Here is a 24606-nt window from a genome sequence, read left to right on the forward strand (position 1 = left end):
GTACCCGTAGCCCGGGCAAGGCGCTCTGCGCCGCCCCCGGGAAAACGGACGGCACAACGTCAGCTAATGACACCAGGCGCAGGCTGTGGTTAATTAAGGCTCCCGGACGGGAGCTTTTTTTATGGGAGTTGACCAATGAAACGCACTTTACTCGCTTTTGCCGCGCTGCTGGCAAGCACCCATGCGCTGGCGGACGAATGCAGCAACGCCAGCAATCAAACGGAAATGAACCAGTGCACCGCCGAGCAGTACCAGGCTGACGACAAAAAATTAAATGAAACGTATCAGGAAGCGCTGAAGCGCGCCTCCGGCAAGCAGCAGGAATTGCTGAAAAAAGCGCAGCTGTCGTGGATTGCCCTGCGCGACGCCGACTGTCAGTTCCTCGCCTCCGGCGCTGAGGGCGGCAGCGTACAGCCGATGCTGATCAACCAGTGCATGTCCGATAAAACCGTCGAGCGCGAGTCGTTCCTCGCCTCGCTGCTGCAGTGCGAGGATGGCGATCAGAGCTGCCCGCTGCCGCCCGCCAATTAACGCACGCGGATCCCTTCAATAATCATCCGCTGGACGTTATCAACGGTTTGCTGAAAAAACGCCTCATCGCGCAGCGTCGCGCCGGTTACCGCCTCAACCTGAGTGGCGAAATCGGCGTAATGCTGTGTGGTCGCCCAGATCATAAAGATCAGGTGCTGCGGGTCAACCGGCGCCAGCCTGCCGCTCTCGACCCAGCCGGAAATAATCGCCGACTTTTCATCCACCAGCGCTTTCAGATCGCCGGTCAGTTCACCCATCAGCAGCGGCGCGCCCTGCAGCATCTCCAGGCAGAACAGCCTTGACGCCTGCGGGTGATCGCGGGACACCTCCAGCTTGAGGCGAATATATTCGCCGATAGCCACCAGCGGGCTGATATCTTCGCGAAAGGCCTTCAGCGGCGCCAGCCAGATAGCCAGAATCTGCTGCAGCACGGCAATATACAGCGCCTCTTTCGACGGGTAGTAGTAGAGCAGGTTCGTTTTTGATACCCCGGCCAGCTCGGCGACCTGCTCAAGCCGCGTACCGTGGATACCAAACTGCGAGAACGCGTCCAGCGCGGCGGCCAGGATCGCCTCTTTTTTCGCGCTCACCGCCAGTGAACGTTTGCCGATCTTTTTCACGCTGCCCTGTGCCATTCATCATCTCCTTCTTTTCACGCCATCAGCATAGCAAAAGCCCAGCGCCGACACGACTCTCTGCACCCTGATTGCGCACGACTGCGGTTTTTTCGTGCACCGATTTTGACCATTCAGTCCACTTTTATTGCTGCTATTTTCGGCAACCATCCAGTAACACCCTAATAACATTAACCTTTGTAAAACTGGCATCGCCTTTGCTTTATCTTTCAGGCGAGGTGATTGAGGGAGATGCAGGATGCAGCGCCGCGCGCCTTCTTGTTCAACGACATGCAGAGAGGTAGGTATGAAAATTGGTGTCTTCGTTCCGATTGGTAATAACGGCTGGCTGATTTCCACCCATGCTCCCCAGTACATGCCAACGTTTGAGCTGAATAAGGCCATCGTGCAAAAAGCCGAACACTACGGCTTCGATTTCGCGCTGTCGATGATTAAACTGCGCGGCTTCGGCGGCAAGACCGAATTCTGGGATCATAATCTGGAGTCCTTCACCCTGATGGCCGGACTGGCGGCCGTCACTTCGCGCATTCAGATCTACGCCACCGCCGCTACGCTGACGCTGCCCCCGGCGATCGTCGCCCGCATGGCCTCGACCATCGACTCCATTTCCGGCGGCCGCTTTGGCGTCAATCTGGTGACCGGTTGGCAAAAACCGGAATACGAGCAGATGGGCATGTGGCCGGGCGACGACTACTTCGCCAGCCGCTACGACTATCTCACCGAATATGTCCAGGTGCTGCGCGACCTGTGGGGAACCGGACGCAGCGACTTTAAAGGCGACTACTTCACCATGAACGACTGTCGCGTCAGCCCGCAGCCGTCGCAGCCGATGAAAGTGATCTGCGCCGGGCAAAGCGACGCCGGTATGGCGTTCTCCGCCCAGCACGCGGACTACAACTTCTGCTTCGGCAAAGGGGTCAATACCCCTGCCGCCTTCGCCCCCACCGCCGCGCGCATGATGCAGGCGGCGGAAAAAACCGGCCGCGACGTCGGCTCCTACGTCCTGTTTATGGTGATCGCCGACGAGACCGACGAGGCGGCCCGCGCCAAATGGGAACATTACAAAGCCGGCGCCGATGACGAGGCGCTGGCGTGGCTTACCGAACAGAGCCAGAAAGACACCCGCTCCGGCAGCGATACCAACGTGCGCCAGATGGCCGACCCCACCTCGGCTGTCAACATCAATATGGGTACCCTTGTCGGCTCTTACGCCAGCGTCGCCCGCATGCTCGACGAAGTGGCGGCGGTTCCCGGCACCGACGGCGTGCTGCTGACGTTTGATGATTTCCTGATCGGAATCGAAGCCTTTGGTCAGCGTATTCAGCCGCTGATGCGCTGCCGCGACCATATCGCCACCATGACTCAAGAGGTTGCCTGATGATTACCCTACCCGCTCGCCCGGAATCCCTGACCTTCGCGCCGCAGCAGAGCGCGCTGATCGTCGTCGATATGCAGAACGCCTACGCCAGCCAGGGCGGCTATCTCGACCTCGCCGGATTTGACGTTTCCGCCACCCGACCGGTTATCGACAATATCAACCTCGCCGTGGCCGCCGCGCGCGCCGCCGGGATGCTGATTATCTGGTTCCAGAACGGCTGGGACGACCAGTACGTAGAAGCAGGCGGCCCCGGCTCGCCGAATTTTCATAAATCCAACGCGCTGAAAACCATGCGTAAGAACCCGGAGCTGCAGGGCAAGCTGCTGGCGAAAGGCGGCTGGGACTACCAGCTGGTCGATCAGCTGAAACCGCTGCCCGGCGATATCGTGTTGCCAAAACCGCGTTACAGCGGCTTCTTTAACACCGCGCTCGACAGCATCCTGCGCAGCCGCGGCATCCGCCATCTGGTGTTTACCGGTATCGCCACCAACGTCTGCGTGGAATCAACCCTGCGCGACGGCTTCTTCCTCGAATATTTCGGCATCGTACTGGAGGACGCCACCCATCAGGCCGGTCCGGCGTTTGCCCAGCAGGCGGCGCTGTTCAATATTGAAACCTTCTTTGGCTGGGTCAGCGATGTCGCCAGCTTCTGTACCGCCCTTGAGCCCGCCGCGCCGCGCGCCTTTACCGAGGAGAAACGTTATGCCTAAACAGGTGATTATTCCGCCAGGCACCACCACGCCTATCGCGCCGTTTGTCCCCGGTACGCTGGCCGACGGCGTGGTTTACGTCTCCGGCACCCTGCCGTTCGATAAGCAAAACAACGTGGTGTATATCGGCGACCCAAAGGCGCAAACCCGCCACGTGCTGGAAACCATCAAGAGCGTTATCGAGACGGCGGGGGGCAGTATGGAGGATGTGACCTTCAACAGCATTTTTATCACCGACTGGAAAAACTACGCCGCGATTAATGAGGTCTACGCGGAGTTCTTCCCCGGCGACAAACCGGCGCGTTTCTGCATACAGTGCGGGCTGGTGAAGCCCGATGCGCTGGTGGAGATCGCCACCGTCGCGCATATCGGGAAACCGGCATGATGAAGCTGAACATCTCCCCGGCGCCTTATCCGGGCGCGCCGGCGGTGGTTCTGAGCGCCGGGCTCGGCGGCGCGGGCGGCTACTGGCTACCGCAGCGGGCGGCGCTCGAACCGCACTATCAGCTGGTGAGCTATGACCATAACGGCACCGGCGAAAACGGCAGCCCGCTGCCGACAGGCTACAGCATGGCCGCCATGGCGCAGGAGCTTTACGCGGCGCTGCAGGCGGCGGGGATTGAGCGTTTTGCGCTGGTCGGCCACGCCCTGGGCGCGCTGATTGGCCTACAGCTGGCCCTGGACTATCCCGCAGCGGTAAGCGCCCTGGTGCTGGTAAACGGCTGGCTGACGCTCTCCCCGCATACCCGCCGCTGCTTCCTGGTGCGCGAACGCCTGCTGCACGCGGGCGGCGCGCAGGCATGGGTGGAGGCGCAGCCGCTGTTCCTCTACCCGGCGGAGTGGATGGCCTCGCGCCTGCCGCGGCTGGAGGCCGAAGACGCGCTCGCCATCAGTCATTTCCAGGGCAAAGAGAATCTATTGAAAAGGCTGAACGCCCTCAAGCAGGCCGACTTTTCACGCCGGGCGGCAGCGATAACCTGTCCGACGCTGATCATCAGCGCCGCTGACGATCTGCTGGTCCCGGCCTCCTGCTCCCGGGTGCTGCAGGCGGCAATCCCCGGCAGCCAGCTGGCGGAAATGGCCTGGGGCGGCCACGCCTGCAACGTCACCGATACCGCCGCCTTTAACCCTATTTTATGCGACGGGCTTGCCGCGATGCTGCCCGTCCCCCAGGAGAACCTATGAGCGAAGCCATTAGCCCGGCCGCCTGCGCCGCGCTGTTTACCGAGGCCCGAACCCACAACGGCTGGCTGGATAAGCCGGTCAGCGACGAGCAGCTGCGTGAAATCTACGACTTGCTGAAAATGGGGCCGACCTCCGCCAACTGCTCCCCGGCGCGCATCGTCTTCGTGCGCACGGCGGAAGGCAAAACGAAGCTGCGCCCGGCTCTGTCGAGCGGCAATGTCGAGAAAACCATGCAGGCGCCGGCCACCGCTATCGTCGCCTGGGACCGCGCATTTTACGATCGGCTGCCGGAGCTGTTCCCCCACGGCGACGCCCGCAGCTGGTTTACCTCCAGCCCGCAGATGGCGGAGGAGACCGCTTTTCGCAATAGCTCACTGCAGGCGGCATACCTGATTTTCGCCTGCCGCGCGCTGGGCCTGGACACCGGCCCGATGTCGGGCTTTGACCGCGAAATGGTCGATGCGGCGTTTTTTGCCGACGGCGGCTGGAAAAGCAACCTGCTGATCAATATCGGCTACGGCGATCCCGGCAAGCTGTACGGCCGCCTGCCGCGTCTGCCTTTTGATGATGCCTGCCAGCTGGCATAAGGAGCCCGTATGTCTATTGCCGATAAACAAAGCTTTCGCGACGCCATGGCCCACGTCGGGGCGGCGGTGAACATTATCACCACCGATGGTCCGGCAGGCCGCGCCGGCTTTACCGCCAGCGCCGTCTGCAGCGTCACCGACGCGCCGCCCACGCTGCTGGTTTGCCTGAATCGCTCCGCCTCGGTGTGGCCGATCTTCAGCCAGCACCAGGCGCTGTGCGTCAACACCCTGGCGGCCGGCCAGGAAGAACTCTCGAACGTTTTCGGCGGTAAAACGCCGATGGCGGAGCGCTTCGCCGCCGCCGACTGGCAAACCGGCGCGACCGGCTGCCCGCGTCTGGAAGCGGCGCTGGTCAGCTTCGACTGCCGTATCAGCCAGATCGTCAGCGTCGGGACTCACGATATTCTGTTTTGCGAAGTGGCGGCGATTGTACGCCATCCGGAACCGCGCGGACTGATGTGGTTCGACCGCGGCTACCACACGCTGATGCGTCCAGCCTGTTAACCTTAAACCCAGGATCTCATCATGGCTCTCTTCGATTTTCCTCGCTGGCAGTTAACCTCCCCCTCCGCCGCCTCCGGCGTCGTGGCCCCCGATGAACGGCTGTCGGTCGGGCAAACCGTGGTGATGGGCGTTCAGCACGCGGTGGCGATGTTTGGCGCGACCGTTCTGATGCCAATCCTGATGGGGCTGGATCCCAATCTGTCGATCCTGATGTCCGGCGTCGGCACCCTGCTGTTCTTTTTGGTTACCGGCGGGCGCGTGCCGAGCTACCTGGGCTCCAGCGCCGCCTTCGTCGGCGTGGTGATCGCCGTCACCGGCTTCAACGGCCAGGGGCTTAACCCGCACCTCAGCGTCGCGCTGGGCGGGATTATTCTCTGCGGACTGGTTTATACCCTGATTGGCCTGGTGGTGATGAAAATCGGCACCCGCTGGATCGAGCGGCTGATGCCGCCGGTAGTTACCGGCGCGGTGGTCATGGCGATCGGCCTTAACCTCGCGCCAATCGCGGTGCGCAGCGTGTCAGCGACGCCGTTCGACGGCTGGATGGCGGTGCTGACGGTGCTGTGCATCGGTCTGGTGGCGGTGTTTACCCGCGGAATGCTGCAGCGGCTGCTGATCCTCGTCGGGCTGATTATCGCCTGCGCGCTGTACGCGCTGCTGGCCAACGGCCTCGGGCTGGGCAAACCGCTGGATTTTAGCCTGCTTGCGCAGGCGGCGTGGTTTGGCTTGCCGCAGATAACCGCCCCGACCTTTAACGGCCAGGCAATGATGCTGATCGCCCCCGTGGCGGTGATTCTGGTGGCGGAAAATCTCGGTCACCTGAAGGCGGTGGCCGGGATGACCGGACGCAATATGGACCCGTACATGGGGCGGGCGTTCGTCGGCGACGGGCTGGCCACGATGCTCTCCGGCTCGGTCGGCGGCAGCGGGGTGACCACCTACGCGGAGAATATCGGCGTGATGGCGGTCACCAAAGTGTACTCAACGCTGGTGTTCGTCGCGGCGGCGCTGATTGCGATGCTGCTTGGATTTTCACCGAAATTCGGCGCGCTGATCCATACCATTCCGGGACCGGTGATCGGCGGCGCATCGATTGTGGTGTTCGGCCTGATTGCCGTCGCGGGCGCGCGGATTTGGGTGCAGAACCGCGTGGATTTGAGCCAGAACGCGAATCTGATTATGGTGGCGGTGACGCTGGTGCTGGGGGCGGGCGATTTCGCGCTTTCTCTCGGCGGCTTCACCCTCGGCGGGATCGGTACGGCCACCTTCGGCGCAATTCTGCTGCACGCTCTGCTTAACCGCCATCCGCGTGAAGCCGGGCAAACTAACGTCACCCCAGTATGAAAGCGTGCGCCGCTACGGAAGCTGCGTTGCTTCCCGGAGGCGGCGCTTAACGCGCCTTGTCCGGGCCGCCGGTCCGCAGGCAACGGTAAACCCGTAGCCGCGAGCCGGGAGTTCCTCCCGCTCAACGGCCGCGGCAAAGAGACAAAAAAAACCGCCGACGTAACGTCGGCGGCGAGGGCGATGGGGTCGGGCCCGGGAGATTAACCCCCATCAGCAAACAATCAGGGGACGCTAGCTTTCGCGGCTACCATGACTGTTTTTACCCCCTTTCTTACCCGCTTCGGATGCGCGTTGAGGATCGTTTTTAAAGTTCCCCCCGCTGTGCTGGCCACCTTTACGACCTGCTTCTGATGCTCTTTCACGGTCTTCGGCAAAGTTGCCGGCGCCGCCACGATGGTTTGCCATTACTGACCTCCATTTAGGTTAGACATCATGCTGCATTAGGTGAAACACGAGGCTTTAGCCTCCGCGATACGGGTTGCGTATCACGTGCTTTTAAGGTTAGCGAAGGAAAGCCGTGCCGGATGGATATCGTCACATCCTGAAATAGATTTTGTATAAGAACTGCCGCTATTACGCCGGACGCGCGCTAAGCGGCTCTTATGACAGCCTAAAATGGCGCCACTAAAGATGTATCTTTTTGCAACAGCCCTCATTTTTTGCAATTTTGTTATAAATCAAATAAATGATTGTTGCATTTGCACTCTTCGCCACAGGTCTTATCTTTAAAGATAGCCAGTCGACTGGCTGGCTCATAACGCAACCGAGGAGTGATGCAAATGGCTAAGATTCTGGTGCTTTATTATTCTATGTACGGACACATCGAGACCATGGCGCATGCCGTCGCCGAAGGGGCAAACAAGGTGGATGGCGTTGAAGTGGTCGTGAAGCGCGTGCCGGAAACCATGCAGGCAGAAGTTTTTGCCAAAGCAGGCGGGAAAACGCAAAACGCGCCCGTCGCCACGCCGCAGGAGCTGGCGGAGTACGACGCCATCATCTTTGGTACCCCTACCCGTTTCGGCAATATGTCCGGACAGATGCGCACCTTCCTCGATCAGACCGGCGGTCTGTGGGCATCCGGGGCGCTGTACGGCAAGCTGGCCAGCGTGTTTAGCTCGACCGGCACCGGCGGCGGCCAGGAACAAACCATTACCTCAACCTGGACCACCCTTGCCCACCACGGGATGATTATTGTGCCGATCGGCTACGGCGCCCAGGAGCTATTTGATGTCTCGCAGGTTCGCGGCGGTACGCCTTACGGCGCCACCACCATTGCCGGCGGCGACGGCTCGCGTCAGCCGAGCGAAGAGGAGCTGGCGATTGCCCGCTATCAGGGAGAGCACGTTGCGGGCCTGGCAGTAAAACTACACGGTTAATCTTCAGCAGGAGGAAAGCATGCCGAATCAAGAAGCAAAGGCCCACCGCGTCGGTGAATGGGCAAGTCTGCGCAATACGTCTCCTGAAATTGCCGAGGCGATTTTTGAATTAGCCCATTACGATGAAAAGCTGGCGGAGAAAATCTGGGAGGAAGGCAGCGATGAAGTCCTGCCCCTCGCCTTCGCCAAAACGGATAAAGACTCCCTGTTCTGGGGCGAACAAACTATCGAACGCAAGAACGTGTAGCCCGGACAGGTACGCAATACCGCCTCCGGGAGTTCTTGCATGAGCTTCCCGGGGGCGGCGCAGAGCGACTTGCCCGGGCTACATCAGCGGAGCGCCTGCGCCCGCCATAACCGAAAACCCGGATTGCTCCGGGTTTTTTATGCTCTGTTATTTTGTCGCCTCGGCCATCACTTTTTTGAAGGTGTCCATCGGGCAGAAGCCGTTATCATCGACCGGACAGCCGTTCAGCGCCAGCGTCACCCGCTGCGGCGGCGACTGCAGGGTTAACGCATCGGCATTGCGCAGCTGCTCGGTGCTTTGATAGACGTACTCAATCTTCATCAAATCACGATTGCCGCCGTTATCATGCCAGCGCTGGAACACCAGCTTGCCGCCGATAGGCGTGCGCTCATATTGGTTATGCAGCTGATAGGGTTTAAAATCCAGCGCCGTCAGCAGCGAAGCGATGTTGGAGTCGTGTCCCACCAGCAGCGTCACTTTCGCCGCCTTCGCCGCATCGCCCACCAGCGCGTTGTCAATATATTTCACCAGCGGCTTAGCCACGTTGCGCGCCACTTCAGGGGAAGTAAACAGGCTATCCTGATAGCCGTTTTTCAACTTCGACAGCACCTGCCACTGCTTATCGGTTTTGATTTCGCCCCAGGCGACCTGGTCTTTCGGGAATCCCTCGTAATACTGCAGCGTAAAGGCGTCAACCAGCGAGTTACCGACCTTAAGCGGCCCGGAAACGCCCGGCTCCTGCTGATATTTGGCGCTAAAGGTATCCTTCCCTTCGCTCAGCGAGCACTGCTGCTTCTCTTTACAGGACGGAGAATTGCGGTAGTCGGTTATCGCCTCCAGCAGCTTATAGCTTTCGCCCAGCTGCATCCCCTGCCGCTCTTTCTCCATCGCCTGCACCGCCTTTTCGCTGAAGGCGGCGGAATCGTCGACGATCACCGGATTAAACGTTGGGTCCATGGTGCCCATTTTTTCCTGATGGTGCACCGTCACCCCGCAGCCGGGAAACGCGCCGGTAATAAAGAACTGCGCGGTCGCGACGGTGCGCTGCAGGCTATTGGCATAGGCGTAGACCGCGTTCTCCGGCGGGCATTCGCCGCTGGTCACCAGCCCCTGCTGCGCCAGCCATTCACGCATATAGTGCCCCATATAGACTTCCAGCACCCCGCCCTTGGTCGTCAGCTGGCCGCCGGGAACATCCCACTCCGGCCAGGACTTCGGCGTGGATTGCTCCAGCACGCTGCCGTTGTTCGCCAGCGGCGCGCGCAGGTTATGGCGGCTCATGATCAGCACCTGCTGAAGCTGATACCCTTCCGGTGCGGCCTGTTCCTGCGCCTGGACGCCAGCGGACAGTAAGACAACGCCGGCCACGGCGGCGGCGAGTAGACTTTTTCTCATCCCTTAACCCTCAGTCAGTGATTATCATCGCCTTAATTGTGACAAATTTATGACATTTTTCCGGGCAATGGCTCGCAAAGTGCGGAAAGAAATACGCTTTCCGCCGTGACGCAGGAAGAGTGAAATCAGAGGGATGGCGTTACTCCGGCAGCGGCACCGCCGCGAGGGTGCAGATAGCTTCATGCTTGCCGCCGCGATGGTCGACGATCAGCACTTTATCGCCGGCTTTTTTACCTTCGCAGGGTTTTAAAACCTGATCGACAATACGTTCGCGAATTGACGGGTTCCCGGGATCGGCCAGGCTATTGAACGACGTCAGAACCAGCAGCGGCCCAACAACAGCGATGATTTGCTTATTAAACATTTGTGACTCTCACCCCTTATTTAGCGGGCCAAGGGTAGCAGCCCGTCGCGCTCTCGTCTGTAAATTCGCTTAAACGAGTGTTACTCGTTCATTTTTTCACCATCATCGCGCTTTACTCTTCACATTTATTCATGTAAATAATAATTTCAGTGCATTGCTGGCAGTCTATTCTCGTCTGAGTCATCGGGTCATCTTTAAGAAATATCCCGATGCTATTATCCCGATATCACGGTATTTTTTCTTCATGTTAAACATAACATTAGGTTAATCTATGTCAGGTATCCTGCTCTTTATCGTCGCGGTGGTTTTGCTGGGAGTAGCCATCTACAGCCTGGTCTCCTATGTCAAGGATCGGCGCTCCGCACAGCTGCCAACTCATAAGAAAAAGAAATAATTCATCCTCACTATTCTTACCTTCTGCCCCTGCTATTTCTCCCCGACCGCCTGATTTAAAACGAGAATGACAAAAAGAAGGCAGGCTCGCCGGCCTGCCTTTATGTCTGAACTAAAAAATCGTTACGATTCCCAGGCCTGTTCCGCTTTAGCCCCGTCAAACTGCGGCGGCGGCTTACGGAAGCGGCGGGTCAGATAAGTCAGATACAGCAAACCCAGGCCCGCCCATATCAGACCGAGCGTCAGCGAGGTCGCCTCCAGGTTAATCCACAGAACGCCCACCGTCAGCGCGCCGACCATCGGCAGCAGCAGATAGTGAAAGCGATCTTTCCAGGTTTTGTTAAAGCCCTTCCGCCGCCAGAAGTGATTAAACACCGACAGGTTAACGAAGGTGAACGCCACCAGCGCGCCAAAGTTAATCAACGCCGTGGCGGTGACCAGGTCGAAGAACAGCGCCGACAGCGCGACGATGCCCACCATGATCACGTTCAGCGCCGGAGTCCGCCATTTTGGATGGACATAGCCGAAAATGCGCTCCGGGAAAACGTTATCGCGGCCCATGACGTACAGCAGGCGCGAAACGCTGGCGTGTGAGGCCAGGCCTGACGCCAGGGTATTCACAAAGGTGGTGCACAGGAAAATCGACTGGAACAGCTTGCCGCCGACGTAGAGGGCGATCTCCGGCAGCGCCGCATCCGGGTCTTTAAAACGGCTAATGTCGGGGAAAAAGAGCTGCATAAAGAACGAGGCGGCAATAAAAATCACCCCGCCGTAGACCGCGGTCAGGAAGATAGCTTTCGGGATCACCCGCGCGGCGTCCGGCGTCTCTTCGGAGAGGGTCGTCACCGCATCAAAGCCGAGGAACGAAAAGCAGACTATCGTCGCCCCGGTAATAATCGGGATCAGGTGCGCGTTCTGGCTAATAAACGGCTGGAGCGACCAGACGGTACCGACGCCCTCCCCTTTATGCAGCCCCTGCACCACCAGCACGATAAAGACCACCATGATTGAGATCTGCACCAGCACGAACAGGGTATTGAAGTTCGCCACCAGATTGACGCTTTTCAGGTTCGCCGCGGTCAGAATGGCCACAAACGTCACCACCCATACCCAGGGCGGCACGTCCGGAAACAGCGCGGAAAGATAAATCTTGGCCAGCAGAACGTTGATCATCGGCAGGAACAGATAATCCAGCAGCGAAGACCAGCCCACCATAAACCCGACGTGCGGGCTGATCGACTTCTGCGCGTAGGTATACGCCGATCCCGCCTGTGGAAACTGGCGTACCAGCTTACCGTAGCTGATGGCGGTAAACAGCACGCCGGCCAGCGCCAGCAGATAGGAGGCCGGAACGTGGCCGTTGCTGATGCCGGAAACGATGCCGAAAGTATCAAAAACCGTCATCGGGGTCAGATAGGCGAGGCCCATCATCACCACCTGCCACAGCTTGAGAGACTTGCGCAGCCGCGGTTTGCCCGCTTCAGAGGCGTTATCGAGAGAGGTGTTAATAGCCATGGCCATTTCCCCCGCTGCACATCCGGGTTTGCGGTCGTAGAGACCGGGAAACCAACCTGCTTCGCAACGGGGTTAATGGCAAATCAAAAGGTAAAAAGAACCGACGAGCGGTGGCGGCGCACTCCATGCGGCCATGACGGCCCCCTTCTCCCTGCGGATATTTAAACATCTGCATCATTTCCTACCTCGTTACACACTGTGTCGTTAACTGAAGCCCCGTTGCCGCCTGCGCTCCTTAACGCGGCATCCGGGAATGGCTGGGCTCCCAGCAAAAACGTCCGACCAGGCTCCGCTCAGGCCGTATGATGCTACTCGTGATAACGCTAAGCTGCCCCCTGCGGGGCGGCAATCAGGCGTTTTTCAACATCCACTCGATTTCGGTTTCCGTGATCAGCCGCTCAAACTGCAGTAATTCGTCGTTTTTACAGGCGTGATAAACGTGGCAGAAACGTTCGCCAAGCCGCTCGCGCAGGTGATCGTTTTGCATAAACTCCCACAGCGCATCGCTCTGGCGAATCGGGAACGGCAGCCCCTCCTGCTCAAGGCCGTTGCCTTCCACCTCTTCCTGTAGCGGCAGCGGATTATCCAGACCGTGGAGGATGCCGGCGAAAATCGCCGCCATCACCAGGTACGGGTTGGCGTCCGCCCCGGCCACGCGATACTCGACGCGGTGGTTGTGCCGATCGCCGCACGGAATGCGCAGCGCCACCGTCCGGTTGTTGTGCCCCCACGACGCCTGGGTCGGCACGTACATTCCCGGCTGGAAACGACGATACGAGTTGACGTTCGGCGCCAGCAGCGCCATCGACGCCGGCATCAGGTCAATCATCCCGGCGAGCGCGCGTTTTAACATCGCGGAATCTTCGCCGTCCGCGTCCGCCAGCACGTTCTCGCCTTTGTTGTTCTGCATGCTGATATGGATATGCATCCCGCTACCGGCGTGCTCTTCATAGGGTTTGGCCATAAAAGTGGCGTGCATCTTATGCTTCTCCGCCATCAAACGCACGAGACGTTTTAACGCCAGCGCGTCATCGCAGGCGTCGAGCACGTTATCGGTATGGTGGAGGTTGATTTCAAACTGACCGGGAGAGGCTTCCGCCACCGCGCCGTCCGCCGGGATCAGCTGGAGCTGGGCGATCTCATCGATTTCGTTCAGCACGTCGGCAAAGTGGTTGAGATTGTCGACGGAGTAAACCTGACTCTGGGTATTGCGATCGCCGGTTCCCGGCGCGCACGGCGGCTGCAGGTAGCCTTCCGCGTCGCGCTTGCGGTCAAGTAAATAGAACTCCAGCTCTACCGCTACCACGGGGAACAGCCCGCGCTGGCGCAGCTGCTGCCAGAGCCGGTTCAGAACGTTCCGCGGCTCAACGTCAAAGGGAGCGCCATCTTCATCAACCATGGTCAGCAGAACCTGACCGATGTATTCCGGGTCCGCCGCTGACGGCGTTAAGGTTCCCAGCACCGGTACGCAGGTGCGATCCGGTTCGCCCATCTCCTGGCCGAGTCCCGCCTCTTCCACCACGTTGCCGAGAATGTCCATCGCGAACACCGAAGCCGGGAAATAGCAGCCCTTCTCCAGTTTGCTCAAGCCGGACACCGGGATCCGCTTACCGCGGAAGCAGCCGTTCAGGTCGGTTAACAGTACATCTACGTATTGCGTATTGGGGTAACGCTCGAGGTAGCGCTTCACTTCCCAGGTGAACGCGCTGACCCGTCTCTCTTCCGACTGCTGAACAAAATTCTCAACTTCTACGATATTGGTTTCCATGATTCACCGCCGTTGTTTTAGTTTCGGACCCTGAATGGCACTGTTAAATATAATGTCCACTCTTCGAATGTGTATGCAAACAAATTGTTTGTCAAATGTTAAATTAAGTTTGCAAAGGGCTATATCCACTGCTAGATTGAGAAAATATTGAACGAAATGGCCGTTTTACCCGCTAATCCGGTCATAATTTAGTCCACTTTGTGAGGGCGATCATGGAAAATATAATGTACAAGCCAGTTATTGGCGTGGTGATGTGTCGAAACAGGCTTAAGGGTCACCAGACCCAGACTCTGCAAGAGAAGTATCTGAACGCGATTGTTAACGCCGGCGGCGTGCCGATTGCCCTGCCGCACGCGCTGGCGGAGCCGGAACTGCTTTCCGCGCTACTGCCAAAACTGGATGGCATTTATCTGCCCGGCAGCCCGAGCAACGTACAGCCGCACCTCTATGGTGAAAACGGCGATGAGCCTGACGCCGATCCCGGGCGTGATCTTCTGAGCATGGCGCTGATCGACGCCGCGCTCGAAAGGCGCATCCCCATTTTCGCCATCTGCCGTGGACTACAGGAACTGGTTGTCGCCACCGGCGGGACTCTGTATCGTCGTCTGTTCGAGCAGCCTGAGCTTCTTGAACACCGCGAGGACCCCGAACTTCCCGTCGAGCAGCAATATGCGCCCTCGCATGAAGTTCAGGTTCAGGAAGGAGGATTACTTTCTCAGTTAATACCGGGCTGCAACACGTTTTGGGTAAACTCGTTACATGGACAGGGAGCGAAAACCACGGGTCCACGGCTGCGCGTGGAGGCGCGTTCTCCGGACGGGCTGGCGGAAGCGGTCAGCGTTAACGACCATCCTTTCGCCCTCGGCGTGCAGTGGCATCCTGAATGGAACAGTAGCGAATACGCCCTGTCGCGAATGTTGTTTGAGGGTTTTATCACCGCCTGTCAGAACTATGTCGCCGAAAAACAGCGACTCTGACCACTACCGTTAAGGAAATGCAAATATGAGCGATGACGGACTGGCGCCAGGGAAACGTCTGTCAGAGATCCGCCAACAGCTGGGTCTCTCACAGCGTCGTGCCGCCGAACTGTCTGGGTTAACACATAGTGCCATCAGCACCATAGAACAGGACAAAGTCAGTCCTGCCATCAGTACGCTGCAAAAGCTGCTGAAAGTCTACGGGCTGTCGCTCTCGGAATTCTTTTCTGAACCAGAAAAACCGGCTGAACCCCAGGTGGTTATCAATCAGGACGATCTGATTGAAATCGGCAGTCAGGGGGTGTCGATGAAGCTGGTTCATAATGGCAATCCGAACCGCACGCTGGCGATGATTTTTGAAACGTACCAGCCTGGAACCACAACCGGGGAGAGGATCAAGCATCAGGGTGAGGAGATAGGCACCATACTGGAGGGTGAAGTCGTGCTGACCATTAACGGTCAGGCGTATCACCTGGTGGCTGGGCAAAGCTATGCCATTAACACCGGCATACCGCATAGCTTCAGCAACACCTCGGCGGGTATCTGCCGAATCATTAGCGCCCATACTCCCACCACATTCTGATTTTTCAGCCTGAGGTTTTCTCAGGCTTTCTTCAGGCCTGCGCCGCCGGAGATTCATTCCGGCGGCGCGAAGAAAACGCTAGTTCACCTTGCGCAATGCGGAAAAAGGTATTCCGCTGGCCCCGGATAATTCACGCCCGTTAACGGGCAATTTACACGGTAATCAACCCCGGGGACGCCCTGCGCCCTGAGGGTCAGAAATAGCCAATTTTTATCTTTTCCCGATTACGTTATTAAGGAGTCATGATGGATTTTCACAACCTGGCTTACTGGCAACAAAAAGCACGCGAACTGACGATTGAGACACGCTTATTTATTAACGGCGAATACAGCGCCGCCGCCGATAATAGCGTGTTTGCCACCATCGACCCGGCAGCGCAGCAGACCCTTGCCGAGGTCGCGCGCGGCAAAAAGGCCGACGTCGATCGCGCGGTCCAGGCCGCCCGCGGCGTTTTCGATCGCGGCGACTGGTCGCAGGCGTCTCCTGCCCAGCGCAAAGCGGTGCTGACAAAATTCGCCGACCTGATGGACGCCCATCGCGAAGAGCTGGCGCTGCTGGAAACCCTCGACACCGGCAAGCCGATTCGCCACAGCCTGCGCGACGATATCCCCGGCGCCGCCCGTGCGATCCGCTGGTATGCCGAAGCTATCGATAAAGTCTACGGCGAAGTCGCCCCCACCGGCGGCAACGAACTGGCCATGATCGTCCGCGAACCGATTGGCGTGATTGCGGCGGTGGTGCCGTGGAATTTCCCGCTGCTGCTGGCCTGCTGGAAGCTTGGCCCGGCGCTGGCGTCCGGCAACAGCGTGGTGCTCAAGCCGTCGGAAAAATCCCCGCTTACCGCCCTACGTCTGGCGGGCTTAGCAAAACAGGCCGGACTGCCGGACGGCGTATTTAACGTGGTGAGCGGTTTCGGCCATGAAGCCGGTCAGGCGCTGGCGCTGCATCCGGACGTCGAAGTGATTACCTTTACCGGCTCCACCCGCACCGCTAAACAACTACTGAAGGACGCGGGCGACAGTAATATGAAACGCGTCTGGCTGGAGGCGGGCGGCAAAAGCGCCAATATCGTCTTTGCCGACTGCCCGGATCTACAAAAAGCAGTCAACGCGACCGCCGGCGGTATTTTTTACAACCAGGGCCAGGTCTGTATCGCCGGTACCCGCCTGCTGCTGGAAGAGAGCATCGCCGACCGCTTTCTCGATCTCCTGAAAGAGCAGGCAAAGGGCTGGCAGCCGGGCAATCCACTCGACCCGAATACCACTATGGGCATGCTGATCGACAACACCCATGCCGATAGCGTCCACAGCTTTATTCGCGCCGGCGAAGCGCACAGCACGCTGCTGCTGGACGGGCGCAAAAATCCGTGGCCCGCGGCGGTCGGCCCGACCATCTTCGTCGACGTCGACCCCGCCTCCCCGCTCAGCCAGGAGGAGATCTTCGGCCCGGTGCTGGTGGTGACCCGCTTTAAAAACGAGGAGCAGGCGCTGGCGCTGGCCAACGATAGCCGCTACGGCCTCGGCGCGGCAGTCTGGACCCGCGATCTCTCCCGCGCTCACCGCGTCAGCCGCCGTCTGAAAGCCGGCTCCGTCTTCGTGAACAACTACAACGATGGCGATATGACCGTGCCCTTCGGCGGCTACAAGCAGAGCGGCAACGGACGCGATAAGTCCCTGCACGCGCTGGAAAAATTCACTGAACTGAAAACTATCTGGATTGCCCTGGAGTCTTAATCATGAGCGAACATACCACCAGCTATTACGCCGCCAGCGCCAACCGCTATGAGCCGTTCCCGACGCTGGACGAATCAATCAGCTGCGACGTCTGCGTCGTCGGCGGCGGCTATACCGGCCTCTCATCGGCGCTGCATCTGGCCGAAATGGGCTACGATGTGGTGCTGCTGGAAGGCGCGCGCATCGGCTTCGGCGCCAGCGGGCGTAACGGCGGCCAGCTGGTTAACTCCTATAGCCGCGATATCGACGTTATCGAAAAAACCTACGGTCCGGACGCGGCAAAAATGCTCGGCAGCATGATGTTTGAAGGCGGCGACATTATTCGCGAGCGCATCCAGCGCTATCAAATCCAGTGCGACTATCGCCCCGGCGGGCTATTTGTCGCGCTGAACCATAAACAGCTGGAGACGCTGGAAGAGCAGAAGGCGAACTGGGAGCGCTACGGCAATACCCAGCTGGAGCTGCTGGATGCCAGCGCCATTCGCCGCGAAGTGGACAGCGACCGCTACGCCGGCGCCCTGCTGGACCACAGCGGCGGCCATATTCATCCGCTGAACCTGGCGATTGGCGAGGCGGACGCCATTCGGCTGAACGGCGGTCGGGTTTACGAACAATCACCGGTCACCCGCATTCAGCACAGCAGCCCGGCGGTGGTGACCACCGAACGCGGGCAGGTTACCGCCCGCTACGTGATCGTCGCCGGTAACGCCTATCTCGGCGATAAGCTCGAGCCGGAGCTGGCGAAACGCAGCATGCCGTGCGGCACCCAGGTGGTCGCCACCGCGCCGCTGGCTGAGGATCTGGCGCGCTCGCTGATCCCGAAAAACTACTGCGTGGAGGATTGTAACTACCTGCTGGATTACTACCGTCTGACCGCCGATAACCGCCTGCTGTACGGCGGCGGCGTGGTGTACGGCGCGCGCGATCCGGACGACGTTGAGCGGCTGATTATGCCGAAGCTGCTGAAAACCTTCCCGCAGCTGCAGGGGGTGAAAATCGACTATCGCTGGACCGGCAACTTCCTGCTGACCCTCTCAAGGATGCCGCAGTTTGGCCGCCTCGATAACAATATCTATTATATGCAAGGCTACAGCGGCCACGGCGTCACCTGTACCCACCTCGCCGGACGGCTGATTTCGGAGCTGCTGCGCGGCGACGCCGAACGTTTCGACGCCTTTGCGAAGCTACCGCACTATCCGTTCCCCGGCGGGCGCAGCCTGCGCATTCCATTTACCGCCATGGGCGCGGCCTACTACAGCCTGCGCGACAGGCTCGGCGTTTAATCCCCCCGGCCGACGGCGCCTGCCGTCGGCAATGTTGCCTCGTCGTCCTGCTGCGGAAAGCGCTGGCGGAAGTAGCGGCGTAAAAACTCCACGGTGGTGCGAATTTTGGCCGAGGTCGCCAGCCGCGAGACGTATACCGCCCAAATATTGGCAGGCTGGTAATACTCCGGCAGCAGATGCACCAGGTTGCCGCTGGCGATATTTTCCCTGACGTCCCACCACGAGCGCAGCGCGATCCCCTGCCCCTCGAGGCACCACTGATGGACGATTTCGCCGTGGTTTGACGACAGCGGCCCGGTCACCTTGATGGCGTGCTCGCCCTCTTTATCGCGCAGCTGCCAGACGCCAAAGGGCCGGTCGCGCTCTTTGATCACCAGGCAGGGTAAGGCGGCAAGGTCGCTAAGCTGCTTTGGCACCGGGTGACGGGCGATAAATTCCGGCGAAGCACAGAGAATTCGATGGTTGGTAGCAAGCTGGCGGGCAATCAGGTTAGGAGCGATGTCGTCGCCGACGCGAATATCCAGATCGACGCCTTCATTGGCTAAATCCACCAGCCGGTCGGCGACGTCGAAACGGATCTCCAGCTGCGGGTAGCTACGGGCCAGCTCGGAGAGCGCCGGCGCGACTACCCGCCGGCCAAAGCCAAAGCTGCTGATAATCCGCAGCGTCCCCTGCGGCACCTGCCGCGCGTCGGAGAGTTCGTCCATCATCTGGTCCACATCCTGCAATATGCGCTGCCCCCATTCGTAGATGCGCTCCCCCTCTTCGGTGATAGCGACGCGTCGGGTGGTGCGGTGCAGCAGCTGGACGTTGAGCGTTTGCTCCAGCAGCGACACGCGCTTGCTGACGAAAGCCGGAGAGACCCCCAGCTCTTCAGCGGCGGCGGCAAAACCGGCGCGGCGGGCAACCAGCATAAAGACGCGCAAATCGTTCAGCAGCGGCAGATTATTCATGATTCGTGTTTTATGTTTCACCAGTTGGCGGGATTAATTATGAATCAGTCAATTATAGGATAGAGATGAAGTCAATTTCCCTTACCTGAAACTGAGAACAATGATGAATAAAACCTTACGTATTGCCGCCATCCCCGGCGATGGCATCGGTAAAGAAGTGCTGCCGGAAGGCGTCCGCGTGCTGCAGGCCGCCGCCGAACGCTGGGGGCTGGCGTTAAGCTTCGAGCACTTTGAGTGGGCCAGCTGCGACTATTACGCGCAACACGGCGCCATGATGCCCGACGACTGGCGCGCACAGCTGCAAACGTTCGATGCGATCTACTTCGGCGCGGTCGGCTGGCCGGATATCGTGCCGGATCACATCTCCCTGTGGGGCTCGCTGCTAAAGTTCCGCCGCGAATTTGACCAGTACGTCAACCTGCGTCCGGTGCGCCTGTTCCCCGGCGTCCCCTGCCCGCTGGCGGGTAAGCAGCCCGGCGATATCGATTTTTACGTGGTGCGCGAGAATACCGAAGGGGAATACTCCGCCCTCGGCGGGCATGTGAATCCGGGGACCGAACATGAAGTGGTGATTCAGGAGTCGGTATTTACCCGCCGCGGCGTTGACCGCATTCTGCGCTACGCTTTTGAATTAGCGCAAAGCCGCCCGCGCAGAACGCTAACGTCGGCGACCAAATCCAACGGTCTGGCCATCAGCATGCCCTTCTGGGACCAGCGCGTCGAAGCGATGGCGCAGGAATACCCGGAGGTGAAATGGGATAAACAGCATATTGATATTCTGTGCGCCCGCTTCGTGCTGCAGCCGGAGCGTTTTGACGTGGTGGTAGGCTCCAACCTGTTCGGCGATATTCTCTCCGACCTCGGTCCTGCCTGTACCGGCACTATCGGCATTGCTCCGTCGGCGAATCTCAACCCGGACCGCACCTTCCCGTCGCTGTTTGAAGCGGTGCACGGTTCCGCGCCGGATATCTACGGCAAAAATATCGCCAACCCGATTGCCACCATCTGGGCCGGCGCGATGATGCTCGACTTCCTCGGCAACGGCGACGCGCGCTATCAGGCCGCCCATGACGGCATTCTGGCGGCGATTGAGCAAACCATCGCCAGCGGACCGAAGACGCCGGATATGCAAGGCACCGCCTCCACCCAGCAGGTGGGCGAAGCGATTTGTCAGGCGATTGCCGCACACCAGGTCGCCCGGCAGACGGCTGGAAACCCGTAGCCCCGGTAAGCGCAGCGCCACCGGGGAGATAACTACAGCTCCAGCTCGCGCTGCAGCAGCGCCGCGATCGCCTCGCTGCTCTGCGCCGTCACCAGCGATTGCCGGAACTCCGCATGCATAATGCGCCGCGCCAGCCGCGAGAAAATACGCATATGCTGATCGCCCGCCGAATGTTTGTTCAGCGTCAGCATAATCACAAACTGCGCCTCGTCGTCGCCCCACGCTACCGGCTGCGCCAGGCGGGCGACGCTGATGGTCGACTGCTCGATATGCTCCGATTTACTGTGCGGAATGGCGAAGCTAAAGCCCAGCCCGGTGGAGAACACCGCTTCGCGGGCCCACAGATCGGCTTCCAGCTTACGCGGGTAGCGGCAGCGCCCGGCCAGCAGCAGATTGTCGGTCATACCCTTAATCACCTCCTCTTTACTGCGCCAGTCGCTGTTCAGCGTAATGCACTGAGGGGTAATCAGCGGCGCGTCCTGCTGGGTCATGCGGAACTGGGCCAGCAGGTGCTCGACCTCCAGCGAAGTACGGCACTGCATCGCCTGATTCAGCAACTGACGGCAGGCGCGGCTATCGAGCTGCGCCAGACGCGCCTTGGTCGCGGGGATCGACGGCGCGCTCATGCTTAGCTCATCGAGCCCCAGCCCTACCAGCAGCGGCAGCACCGAGCCTTTGGCCCCCAGCTCGCCGCACAGGCCGATCCATTTACCCTGACGATGCACCGCCTGAACCGCATAATCCAGCGCGCGCAAAAAGGCCGGGTTAAGGCTGTTGTAGTGGCGCGTCACCTTGGCATTATCGCGATCGACCGCCAGCAGATACTGGGTCAGGTCGTTACTGCCGATACTAAAGAAATCAATCTCTTCGCAGCACTGATCGATGATAAACATCACCGACGGCACTTCGAGCATAATGCCCAGCGGGATCTTCTCATCAAACGGAATATGTTCGCTGCGCAGCGACTGTTTGGCATCCGCCAACTGCTCCTTCACCCACAGAATCTCCTCCATCGAGGAAATCATCGGGATCATGATTTTCAGCGCGCCGTGCGCCGAGGCGCGCAAAATCGCCCGCAGCTGGGTGCGGAACAGCGCCTGATACTCTGCGTAAATACGCACCGCCCGGTAGCCGAGAAACGGGTTGTTCTCCGCCGGAATGTTGAGGTAGGCCACCGGCTTGTCGCCGCCGATATCCATAGTGCGGATGATAATGCTGCGCCCGTTGGCCGGCTCCAGCGCCTGGCAAAATATGTTGTAGAGCTCGTTTTCCGAGGGCGCGCTGGGCCTGTCCATATAGAGCATTTCGGTGCGGAACAGGCCTACCGACTGCGCGCCGTTGTTGAAGGCCGCCGTCGCCTCTACCGAATGGGCGATATTGGCCGCCACTTCCAGACGAATCCCGTCTTCCGTACGCCCCTCTTTATCCAGCCAGGCCTGCTGCTGGCGACGGATCTGCGCCTGCACCCAGGCCTCCTGCTGATAGTAGCGCGCCACCGCTTGATCGGGATTGACCACCACCAGCCCGGCGTTACCGTCAATCTGCACTCGCCGATCGACCCACGGCAGCAGCGCCTCCATATCGACGCCTACCAGAGTGGGAATATTGAACGAACGCGCGAGGATCACCGTATGTGAAGTGGTGCCGCCGCTGCGCAGCAGCAGGCCTTTAAGCAGGGTTTTATCCAGCTCAAGGAACTGGCTGGGAGTGAGTTCATCGGCGAGGCAGATGGCCTCTTCCGTCAGCTTACCCGGCGCCGGAAAGCGCGCTTCGCCGTAGATATGCTGCAGCAGCTGGAAGCAGACGTCGCGGACGTCCAGCACGCGCTCCTGCAAATAGCTGTTGCCGGATGCGCTGAACTGGGCGCAAAAATGTTCACCGCTAGCGACCACCGCTTCGGCGCAGCTCAGGCCGCTCAGCAGCCCGTCCAGCAGGTGCTGGCGCAGGGAGGCGTCGGTGGCCAGGGAGCGATGCGCTTCCAGGATCGCGCTGGCGGTGCCGTCGTTATCCAGCAGGCGAAACTCAATGTTTTTCACCAGCAGAGTCAGCCCTTTATCCAGCGCCGCCTGCTCCTGTTCGATGGCGCCCGCCGCCGGTAGCGCGCCTAAATCGCGCAGATCGAGGGACTTAAGATGGGTGAGCCTGCCGCCCGCGCTGCCGGCGCAGACCGGTAAGGCGTGAAACAGCGTGGGATTGAGGCGCGAGAGGGATTCAGGAACCGGCTGAACATCCATCTGCTCCGCCGTCGGCAGCGGCGCATCGCAGTGCGGAAATTCGTCGCGGATAAACGCCGATAGCGCGGCGAACGCCTGTTCTTCGTCCTCTCCGCTGACGATCAGCTCACAGCGGTCCCCCTTCAAGGTATTGGTGCCGATAATCGCCAGCGCGCTTTTCGCGTTCCCGCGCCCTTCCGTGCGGATATTTAACCATTCGACCGAAGACGAAAAAGTATTGCACAGCGTTTCGACCAGGCTTGCCGGGCGCGCATGTACGCCGTTGGGCAAATCACATATGAATTCAATTACCAGAGCCATCGCCTTCCTCCTGAATAATGCGTATTAGCCAAAAGGTAAAGAAAGAAGCCGCCCGCCACTACGTGATAAAAGTGGTAATTACTGGATAATTGTATGCCAGACTCTTTTTTATGCTCGTGGTCACAAATCGCCCTATTAACGGCGTCAAAAACCCGCCAGAACTAAGATTTGAGGTGGATCGCAATTTTCTTCTCGTCTTACAAATATCCAGTAAATGCACTTTTCCTCTACTATTTTATGCGCCGCCCTTTTTCTAAGGTTGAGACATCAACTCAGTCACGGGCCACGCAGCGCTCAGGAGAAAAACAATGAATGAACTGGTGCAAATATTAAAAAATACACGCCAGCACCTCATGACCGGGGTGTCACATATGATCCCGTTTGTCGTGTCCGGTGGGATCTTGCTGGCAGTCTCCGTCATGTTGTACGGCAAGGGCGCGGTGCCCGATGCCGCCACCGACCCTAACCTGAAAAAACTGTTTGATATCGGCGTGGCCGGGCTGACGCTGATGGTGCCGTTTCTGGCAGCCTATATCGGCTACTCCATCTCCGACCGCGCGGCGCTGGCCCCCTGCGCCATCGGCGCCTGGGTCGGCAACAGCTTCGGCGCCGGCTTCTTCGGCGCGCTGATTGCCGGGATCATCGGCGGGCTGGTGGTCTACTACCTGAAGAAGATCCCGGTGCACAAAGTGCTGCGCTCGGTGATGCCCATCTTCGTTATCCCGATTATCGGCACCTTTATAACCGCCGGGATCATGATGTGGGGTCTCGGCGAGCCGATTGGCGCGCTGACCGCCAGTCTGACCGGCTGGCTGCAGGGCATGCGCGAAGGCAGCATCGTGATTCTCGCCATCATTATGGGTCTGATGCTGGCCTTCGACATGGGCGGTCCGGTGAATAAAGTCGCCTACGCCTTCATGCTGATTTGCGTCTCGCAGGGCGTTTACAGCGTGGTCGCTATCGCCGCCGTCGGCATCGCCGTGCCGCCGCTGGGCATGGGCCTGGCAACGCTGATTGGGCGCAAATACTTCTCCGCTGAAGAGCGAGAAACCGGTAAAGCCGCGCTGGTGATGGGGTGCGTTGGCGTCACCGAAGGGGCGATTCCCTTCGCCGCCGCCGACCCGCTGCGCGTTATCCCGGCCAACATGATCGGCGCAGCCGCCGGCTGCGTCACCGCCGCGCTGCTCGGCGCCCAGTGCTACGCCGGCTGGGGCGGGCTGATCGTGCTGCCGGTGGTTGAAGGTAAAGGCGGATTTATTGCCGGTCTGGCGGTGGGCGCCATCGTCAGCGCCGCCTGCGTCATCCTGCTCAAAGCCCTTGCGAAAAAGAAAACGTCAGACGCCAAAGCCGATGACGAGATGGATCTTGATTTCGAAATTAACTGAAACA

25 protein-coding genes are annotated in these 24606 nt (G+C 59.5%); 17 read left to right on the top strand and 8 right to left on the bottom strand.

Annotation, left to right across the window (positions count from 1 at the left end):
* The first annotated feature begins 135 nt into the window (after positions 1-135).
* Positions 136-531 (top strand): lysozyme inhibitor LprI family protein, encoded by a 396-nt coding sequence (locus ACE3MN_RS16550; RefSeq protein ID WP_004849815.1) that lies wholly within the window; start codon positions 136-138, stop codon positions 529-531.
* On the opposite strand, the gene rutR is transcribed toward ACE3MN_RS16550, so the two are convergent.
* The gene (gene rutR / locus ACE3MN_RS16555; protein WP_004871292.1) at positions 528-1166 is read right to left on the bottom strand and encodes an HTH-type transcriptional regulator RutR; all 639 of its coding nucleotides are present in this window, start codon (positions 1164-1166) and stop codon (positions 528-530) included. The two genes, ACE3MN_RS16550 and rutR, sit on opposite strands and share 4 nt — an antisense overlap.
* Before the next feature lie 286 nt (positions 1167-1452).
* On the opposite strand from rutR, the gene rutA reads away from it, so the two are divergent.
* The 7 genes from rutA to rutG are packed head-to-tail and all read left to right on the top strand — an operon-like array spanning position 1453 to position 6874.
* On the top strand, positions 1453-2544 hold the full coding sequence (gene rutA, locus ACE3MN_RS16560; RefSeq protein WP_004131300.1) for a pyrimidine utilization protein A: 1092 nt from the start codon (positions 1453-1455) through the stop codon (positions 2542-2544).
* The gene (rutB, locus tag ACE3MN_RS16565; protein ID WP_004871297.1) at positions 2544-3254 is read left to right on the top strand and encodes a pyrimidine utilization protein B; all 711 of its coding nucleotides are present in this window, start codon (positions 2544-2546) and stop codon (positions 3252-3254) included. Before rutA ends, rutB begins: the two co-directional genes overlap by 1 nt.
* Complete coding sequence (rutC, locus tag ACE3MN_RS16570) at positions 3247-3639, top strand: pyrimidine utilization protein C (RefSeq protein WP_004871301.1); 393 nt, start codon at positions 3247-3249, stop codon at positions 3637-3639. The genes rutB and rutC overlap by 8 nt, the downstream gene beginning before the upstream one ends.
* Entirely contained in the window at positions 3636-4439 is an 804-nt protein-coding gene (gene rutD, locus ACE3MN_RS16575; protein WP_375364111.1) for a pyrimidine utilization protein D, read from the top strand. The genes rutC and rutD overlap by 4 nt, the downstream gene beginning before the upstream one ends.
* Positions 4436-5026: a malonic semialdehyde reductase gene (locus ACE3MN_RS16580; RefSeq protein WP_024359581.1), complete on the top strand. Its 591-nt coding sequence runs from the start codon at positions 4436-4438 to the stop codon at positions 5024-5026. The genes rutD and ACE3MN_RS16580 overlap by 4 nt, the downstream gene beginning before the upstream one ends.
* A gap of 9 nt (positions 5027-5035) precedes the next feature.
* Positions 5036-5530 carry an NADH-dependent FMN reductase RutF gene (gene rutF / locus ACE3MN_RS16585; protein WP_024359582.1) on the top strand — a complete coding sequence of 165 codons (495 nt, stop codon included), beginning with the start codon at positions 5036-5038 and terminating at the stop codon, positions 5528-5530.
* A 21-nt stretch (positions 5531-5551) separates the two neighbouring features.
* The gene (gene rutG / locus ACE3MN_RS16590; protein WP_049131427.1) at positions 5552-6874 is read left to right on the top strand and encodes a pyrimidine utilization transport protein G; all 1323 of its coding nucleotides are present in this window, start codon (positions 5552-5554) and stop codon (positions 6872-6874) included.
* Positions 6875-7105: 231 nt separating this feature from the next.
* Here the strand turns inward: rutG and ACE3MN_RS16595 are convergent, their stop codons facing one another.
* Positions 7106-7279 carry a general stress protein gene (locus ACE3MN_RS16595; protein ID WP_004131287.1) on the bottom strand — a complete coding sequence of 58 codons (174 nt, stop codon included), beginning with the start codon at positions 7277-7279 and terminating at the stop codon, positions 7106-7108.
* A 374-nt stretch (positions 7280-7653) separates the two neighbouring features.
* On the opposite strand from ACE3MN_RS16595, the gene wrbA reads away from it, so the two are divergent.
* Positions 7654-8250 carry an NAD(P)H:quinone oxidoreductase gene (gene wrbA / locus ACE3MN_RS16600; RefSeq protein ID WP_004131278.1) on the top strand — a complete coding sequence of 199 codons (597 nt, stop codon included), beginning with the start codon at positions 7654-7656 and terminating at the stop codon, positions 8248-8250.
* A gap of 19 nt (positions 8251-8269) precedes the next feature.
* Positions 8270-8497 (top strand): YccJ family protein, encoded by a 228-nt coding sequence (locus ACE3MN_RS16605; RefSeq protein WP_004131277.1) that lies wholly within the window; start codon positions 8270-8272, stop codon positions 8495-8497.
* A 147-nt stretch (positions 8498-8644) separates the two neighbouring features.
* Here the strand turns inward: ACE3MN_RS16605 and agp are convergent, their stop codons facing one another.
* Both agp and ACE3MN_RS16615 read right to left on the bottom strand, forming a co-directional pair.
* A complete protein-coding gene (gene agp / locus ACE3MN_RS16610; RefSeq protein WP_004131275.1) occupies positions 8645-9892 on the bottom strand; it encodes a bifunctional glucose-1-phosphatase/inositol phosphatase in 1248 nt (415 codons plus the stop codon).
* Positions 9893-10031: 139 nt separating this feature from the next.
* On the bottom strand, positions 10032-10256 hold the full coding sequence (locus tag ACE3MN_RS16615; RefSeq protein ID WP_004871321.1) for a hypothetical protein: 225 nt from the start codon (positions 10254-10256) through the stop codon (positions 10032-10034).
* Positions 10257-10527: 271 nt separating this feature from the next.
* Between ACE3MN_RS16615 and ACE3MN_RS16620 the strand changes: the two genes are divergently transcribed.
* Positions 10528-10650, top strand: a complete 123-nt coding sequence (locus tag ACE3MN_RS16620) for a small membrane protein (protein WP_004131271.1) — start codon at positions 10528-10530, stop codon at positions 10648-10650.
* A gap of 122 nt (positions 10651-10772) precedes the next feature.
* On the opposite strand, the gene ACE3MN_RS16625 is transcribed toward ACE3MN_RS16620, so the two are convergent.
* Positions 10773-12164 carry an APC family permease gene (locus ACE3MN_RS16625; protein WP_004131269.1) on the bottom strand — a complete coding sequence of 464 codons (1392 nt, stop codon included), beginning with the start codon at positions 12162-12164 and terminating at the stop codon, positions 10773-10775.
* Between the two features lie 349 nt (positions 12165-12513).
* A complete protein-coding gene (gene puuA, locus ACE3MN_RS16630; protein ID WP_004131267.1) occupies positions 12514-13932 on the bottom strand; it encodes a glutamate-putrescine ligase in 1419 nt (472 codons plus the stop codon).
* Between the two features lie 224 nt (positions 13933-14156).
* Here puuA and puuD point away from each other — a divergent pair, with 224 nt between their 5' ends.
* From puuD to ACE3MN_RS16650, 4 genes are all read left to right on the top strand, one after another.
* On the top strand, positions 14157-14909 hold the full coding sequence (gene puuD / locus ACE3MN_RS16635) for a gamma-glutamyl-gamma-aminobutyrate hydrolase (RefSeq protein WP_162685309.1): 753 nt from the start codon (positions 14157-14159) through the stop codon (positions 14907-14909).
* A gap of 25 nt (positions 14910-14934) precedes the next feature.
* Positions 14935-15492, top strand: a complete 558-nt coding sequence (gene puuR, locus ACE3MN_RS16640) for an HTH-type transcriptional regulator PuuR (protein ID WP_004849766.1) — start codon at positions 14935-14937, stop codon at positions 15490-15492.
* Positions 15493-15737: 245 nt separating this feature from the next.
* The gene (gene puuC / locus ACE3MN_RS16645) at positions 15738-17225 is read left to right on the top strand and encodes an aldehyde dehydrogenase PuuC (RefSeq protein WP_024359584.1); all 1488 of its coding nucleotides are present in this window, start codon (positions 15738-15740) and stop codon (positions 17223-17225) included.
* Positions 17226-17227: 2 nt separating this feature from the next.
* Complete coding sequence (locus ACE3MN_RS16650; protein ID WP_024359585.1) at positions 17228-18508, top strand: FAD-binding oxidoreductase; 1281 nt, start codon at positions 17228-17230, stop codon at positions 18506-18508.
* On the opposite strand, the gene ACE3MN_RS16655 is transcribed toward ACE3MN_RS16650, so the two are convergent.
* Positions 18505-19482 carry a LysR substrate-binding domain-containing protein gene (locus ACE3MN_RS16655; RefSeq protein WP_180971306.1) on the bottom strand — a complete coding sequence of 326 codons (978 nt, stop codon included), beginning with the start codon at positions 19480-19482 and terminating at the stop codon, positions 18505-18507. The genes ACE3MN_RS16650 and ACE3MN_RS16655 overlap by 4 nt on opposite strands.
* Positions 19483-19564: 82 nt before the next feature.
* Between ACE3MN_RS16655 and ACE3MN_RS16660 the strand changes: the two genes are divergently transcribed.
* Positions 19565-20683, top strand: coding sequence for a tartrate dehydrogenase (locus ACE3MN_RS16660; RefSeq protein ID WP_049130928.1), 1119 nt, complete (start codon positions 19565-19567; stop codon positions 20681-20683).
* Between the two features lie 32 nt (positions 20684-20715).
* Here the strand turns inward: ACE3MN_RS16660 and ptsP are convergent, their stop codons facing one another.
* On the bottom strand, positions 20716-23217 hold the full coding sequence (ptsP, locus tag ACE3MN_RS16665; protein ID WP_098140572.1) for a phosphoenolpyruvate--protein phosphotransferase: 2502 nt from the start codon (positions 23215-23217) through the stop codon (positions 20716-20718).
* Between the two features lie 308 nt (positions 23218-23525).
* Between ptsP and ACE3MN_RS16670 the strand changes: the two genes are divergently transcribed.
* Positions 23526-24602, top strand: coding sequence for a PTS fructose transporter subunit EIIC (locus ACE3MN_RS16670; protein WP_004131253.1), 1077 nt, complete (start codon positions 23526-23528; stop codon positions 24600-24602).
* Positions 24603-24606 lie beyond the last annotated feature (4 nt).

Source organism: Klebsiella grimontii (assembly GCF_042137965.1).
GTDB lineage: Bacteria > Pseudomonadota > Gammaproteobacteria > Enterobacterales > Enterobacteriaceae > Klebsiella > Klebsiella grimontii.

What these genes read in the sequence shown, in the direction of transcription:
- agp (WP_004131275.1), bottom strand. Translation starts at nt 9,892, where the DNA reads ATGAGAAAAAGTCTACTCGCCGCCGCCGTGGCCGGCGTTGTCTTACTG.
- rutF (WP_024359582.1), top strand. Translation starts at nt 5,036, where the DNA reads ATGTCTATTGCCGATAAACAAAGCTTTCGCGACGCCATGGCCCACGTC.
- ACE3MN_RS16580 (WP_024359581.1), top strand. Translation starts at nt 4,436, where the DNA reads ATGAGCGAAGCCATTAGCCCGGCCGCCTGCGCCGCGCTGTTTACCGAG.
- ACE3MN_RS16605 (WP_004131277.1), top strand. Translation starts at nt 8,270, where the DNA reads ATGCCGAATCAAGAAGCAAAGGCCCACCGCGTCGGTGAATGGGCAAGT.
- rutD (WP_375364111.1), top strand. Translation starts at nt 3,636, where the DNA reads ATGATGAAGCTGAACATCTCCCCGGCGCCTTATCCGGGCGCGCCGGCG.
- rutG (WP_049131427.1), top strand. Translation starts at nt 5,552, where the DNA reads ATGGCTCTCTTCGATTTTCCTCGCTGGCAGTTAACCTCCCCCTCCGCC.
- ACE3MN_RS16620 (WP_004131271.1), top strand. Translation starts at nt 10,528, where the DNA reads ATGTCAGGTATCCTGCTCTTTATCGTCGCGGTGGTTTTGCTGGGAGTA.
- rutA (WP_004131300.1), top strand. Translation starts at nt 1,453, where the DNA reads ATGAAAATTGGTGTCTTCGTTCCGATTGGTAATAACGGCTGGCTGATT.
- puuR (WP_004849766.1), top strand. Translation starts at nt 14,935, where the DNA reads ATGAGCGATGACGGACTGGCGCCAGGGAAACGTCTGTCAGAGATCCGC.
- ACE3MN_RS16625 (WP_004131269.1), bottom strand. Translation starts at nt 12,164, where the DNA reads ATGGCTATTAACACCTCTCTCGATAACGCCTCTGAAGCGGGCAAACCG.
- rutR (WP_004871292.1), bottom strand. Translation starts at nt 1,166, where the DNA reads ATGGCACAGGGCAGCGTGAAAAAGATCGGCAAACGTTCACTGGCGGTG.
- ACE3MN_RS16650 (WP_024359585.1), top strand. Translation starts at nt 17,228, where the DNA reads ATGAGCGAACATACCACCAGCTATTACGCCGCCAGCGCCAACCGCTAT.
- ACE3MN_RS16595 (WP_004131287.1), bottom strand. Translation starts at nt 7,279, where the DNA reads ATGGCAAACCATCGTGGCGGCGCCGGCAACTTTGCCGAAGACCGTGAA.
- puuC (WP_024359584.1), top strand. Translation starts at nt 15,738, where the DNA reads ATGGATTTTCACAACCTGGCTTACTGGCAACAAAAAGCACGCGAACTG.
- rutC (WP_004871301.1), top strand. Translation starts at nt 3,247, where the DNA reads ATGCCTAAACAGGTGATTATTCCGCCAGGCACCACCACGCCTATCGCG.
- ACE3MN_RS16660 (WP_049130928.1), top strand. Translation starts at nt 19,565, where the DNA reads ATGAATAAAACCTTACGTATTGCCGCCATCCCCGGCGATGGCATCGGT.
- ACE3MN_RS16670 (WP_004131253.1), top strand. Translation starts at nt 23,526, where the DNA reads ATGAATGAACTGGTGCAAATATTAAAAAATACACGCCAGCACCTCATG.
- ptsP (WP_098140572.1), bottom strand. Translation starts at nt 23,217, where the DNA reads ATGGCTCTGGTAATTGAATTCATATGTGATTTGCCCAACGGCGTACAT.
- puuD (WP_162685309.1), top strand. Translation starts at nt 14,157, where the DNA reads ATGTACAAGCCAGTTATTGGCGTGGTGATGTGTCGAAACAGGCTTAAG.
- puuA (WP_004131267.1), bottom strand. Translation starts at nt 13,932, where the DNA reads ATGGAAACCAATATCGTAGAAGTTGAGAATTTTGTTCAGCAGTCGGAA.
- rutB (WP_004871297.1), top strand. Translation starts at nt 2,544, where the DNA reads ATGATTACCCTACCCGCTCGCCCGGAATCCCTGACCTTCGCGCCGCAG.
- ACE3MN_RS16615 (WP_004871321.1), bottom strand. Translation starts at nt 10,256, where the DNA reads ATGTTTAATAAGCAAATCATCGCTGTTGTTGGGCCGCTGCTGGTTCTG.
- ACE3MN_RS16550 (WP_004849815.1), top strand. Translation starts at nt 136, where the DNA reads ATGAAACGCACTTTACTCGCTTTTGCCGCGCTGCTGGCAAGCACCCAT.
- wrbA (WP_004131278.1), top strand. Translation starts at nt 7,654, where the DNA reads ATGGCTAAGATTCTGGTGCTTTATTATTCTATGTACGGACACATCGAG.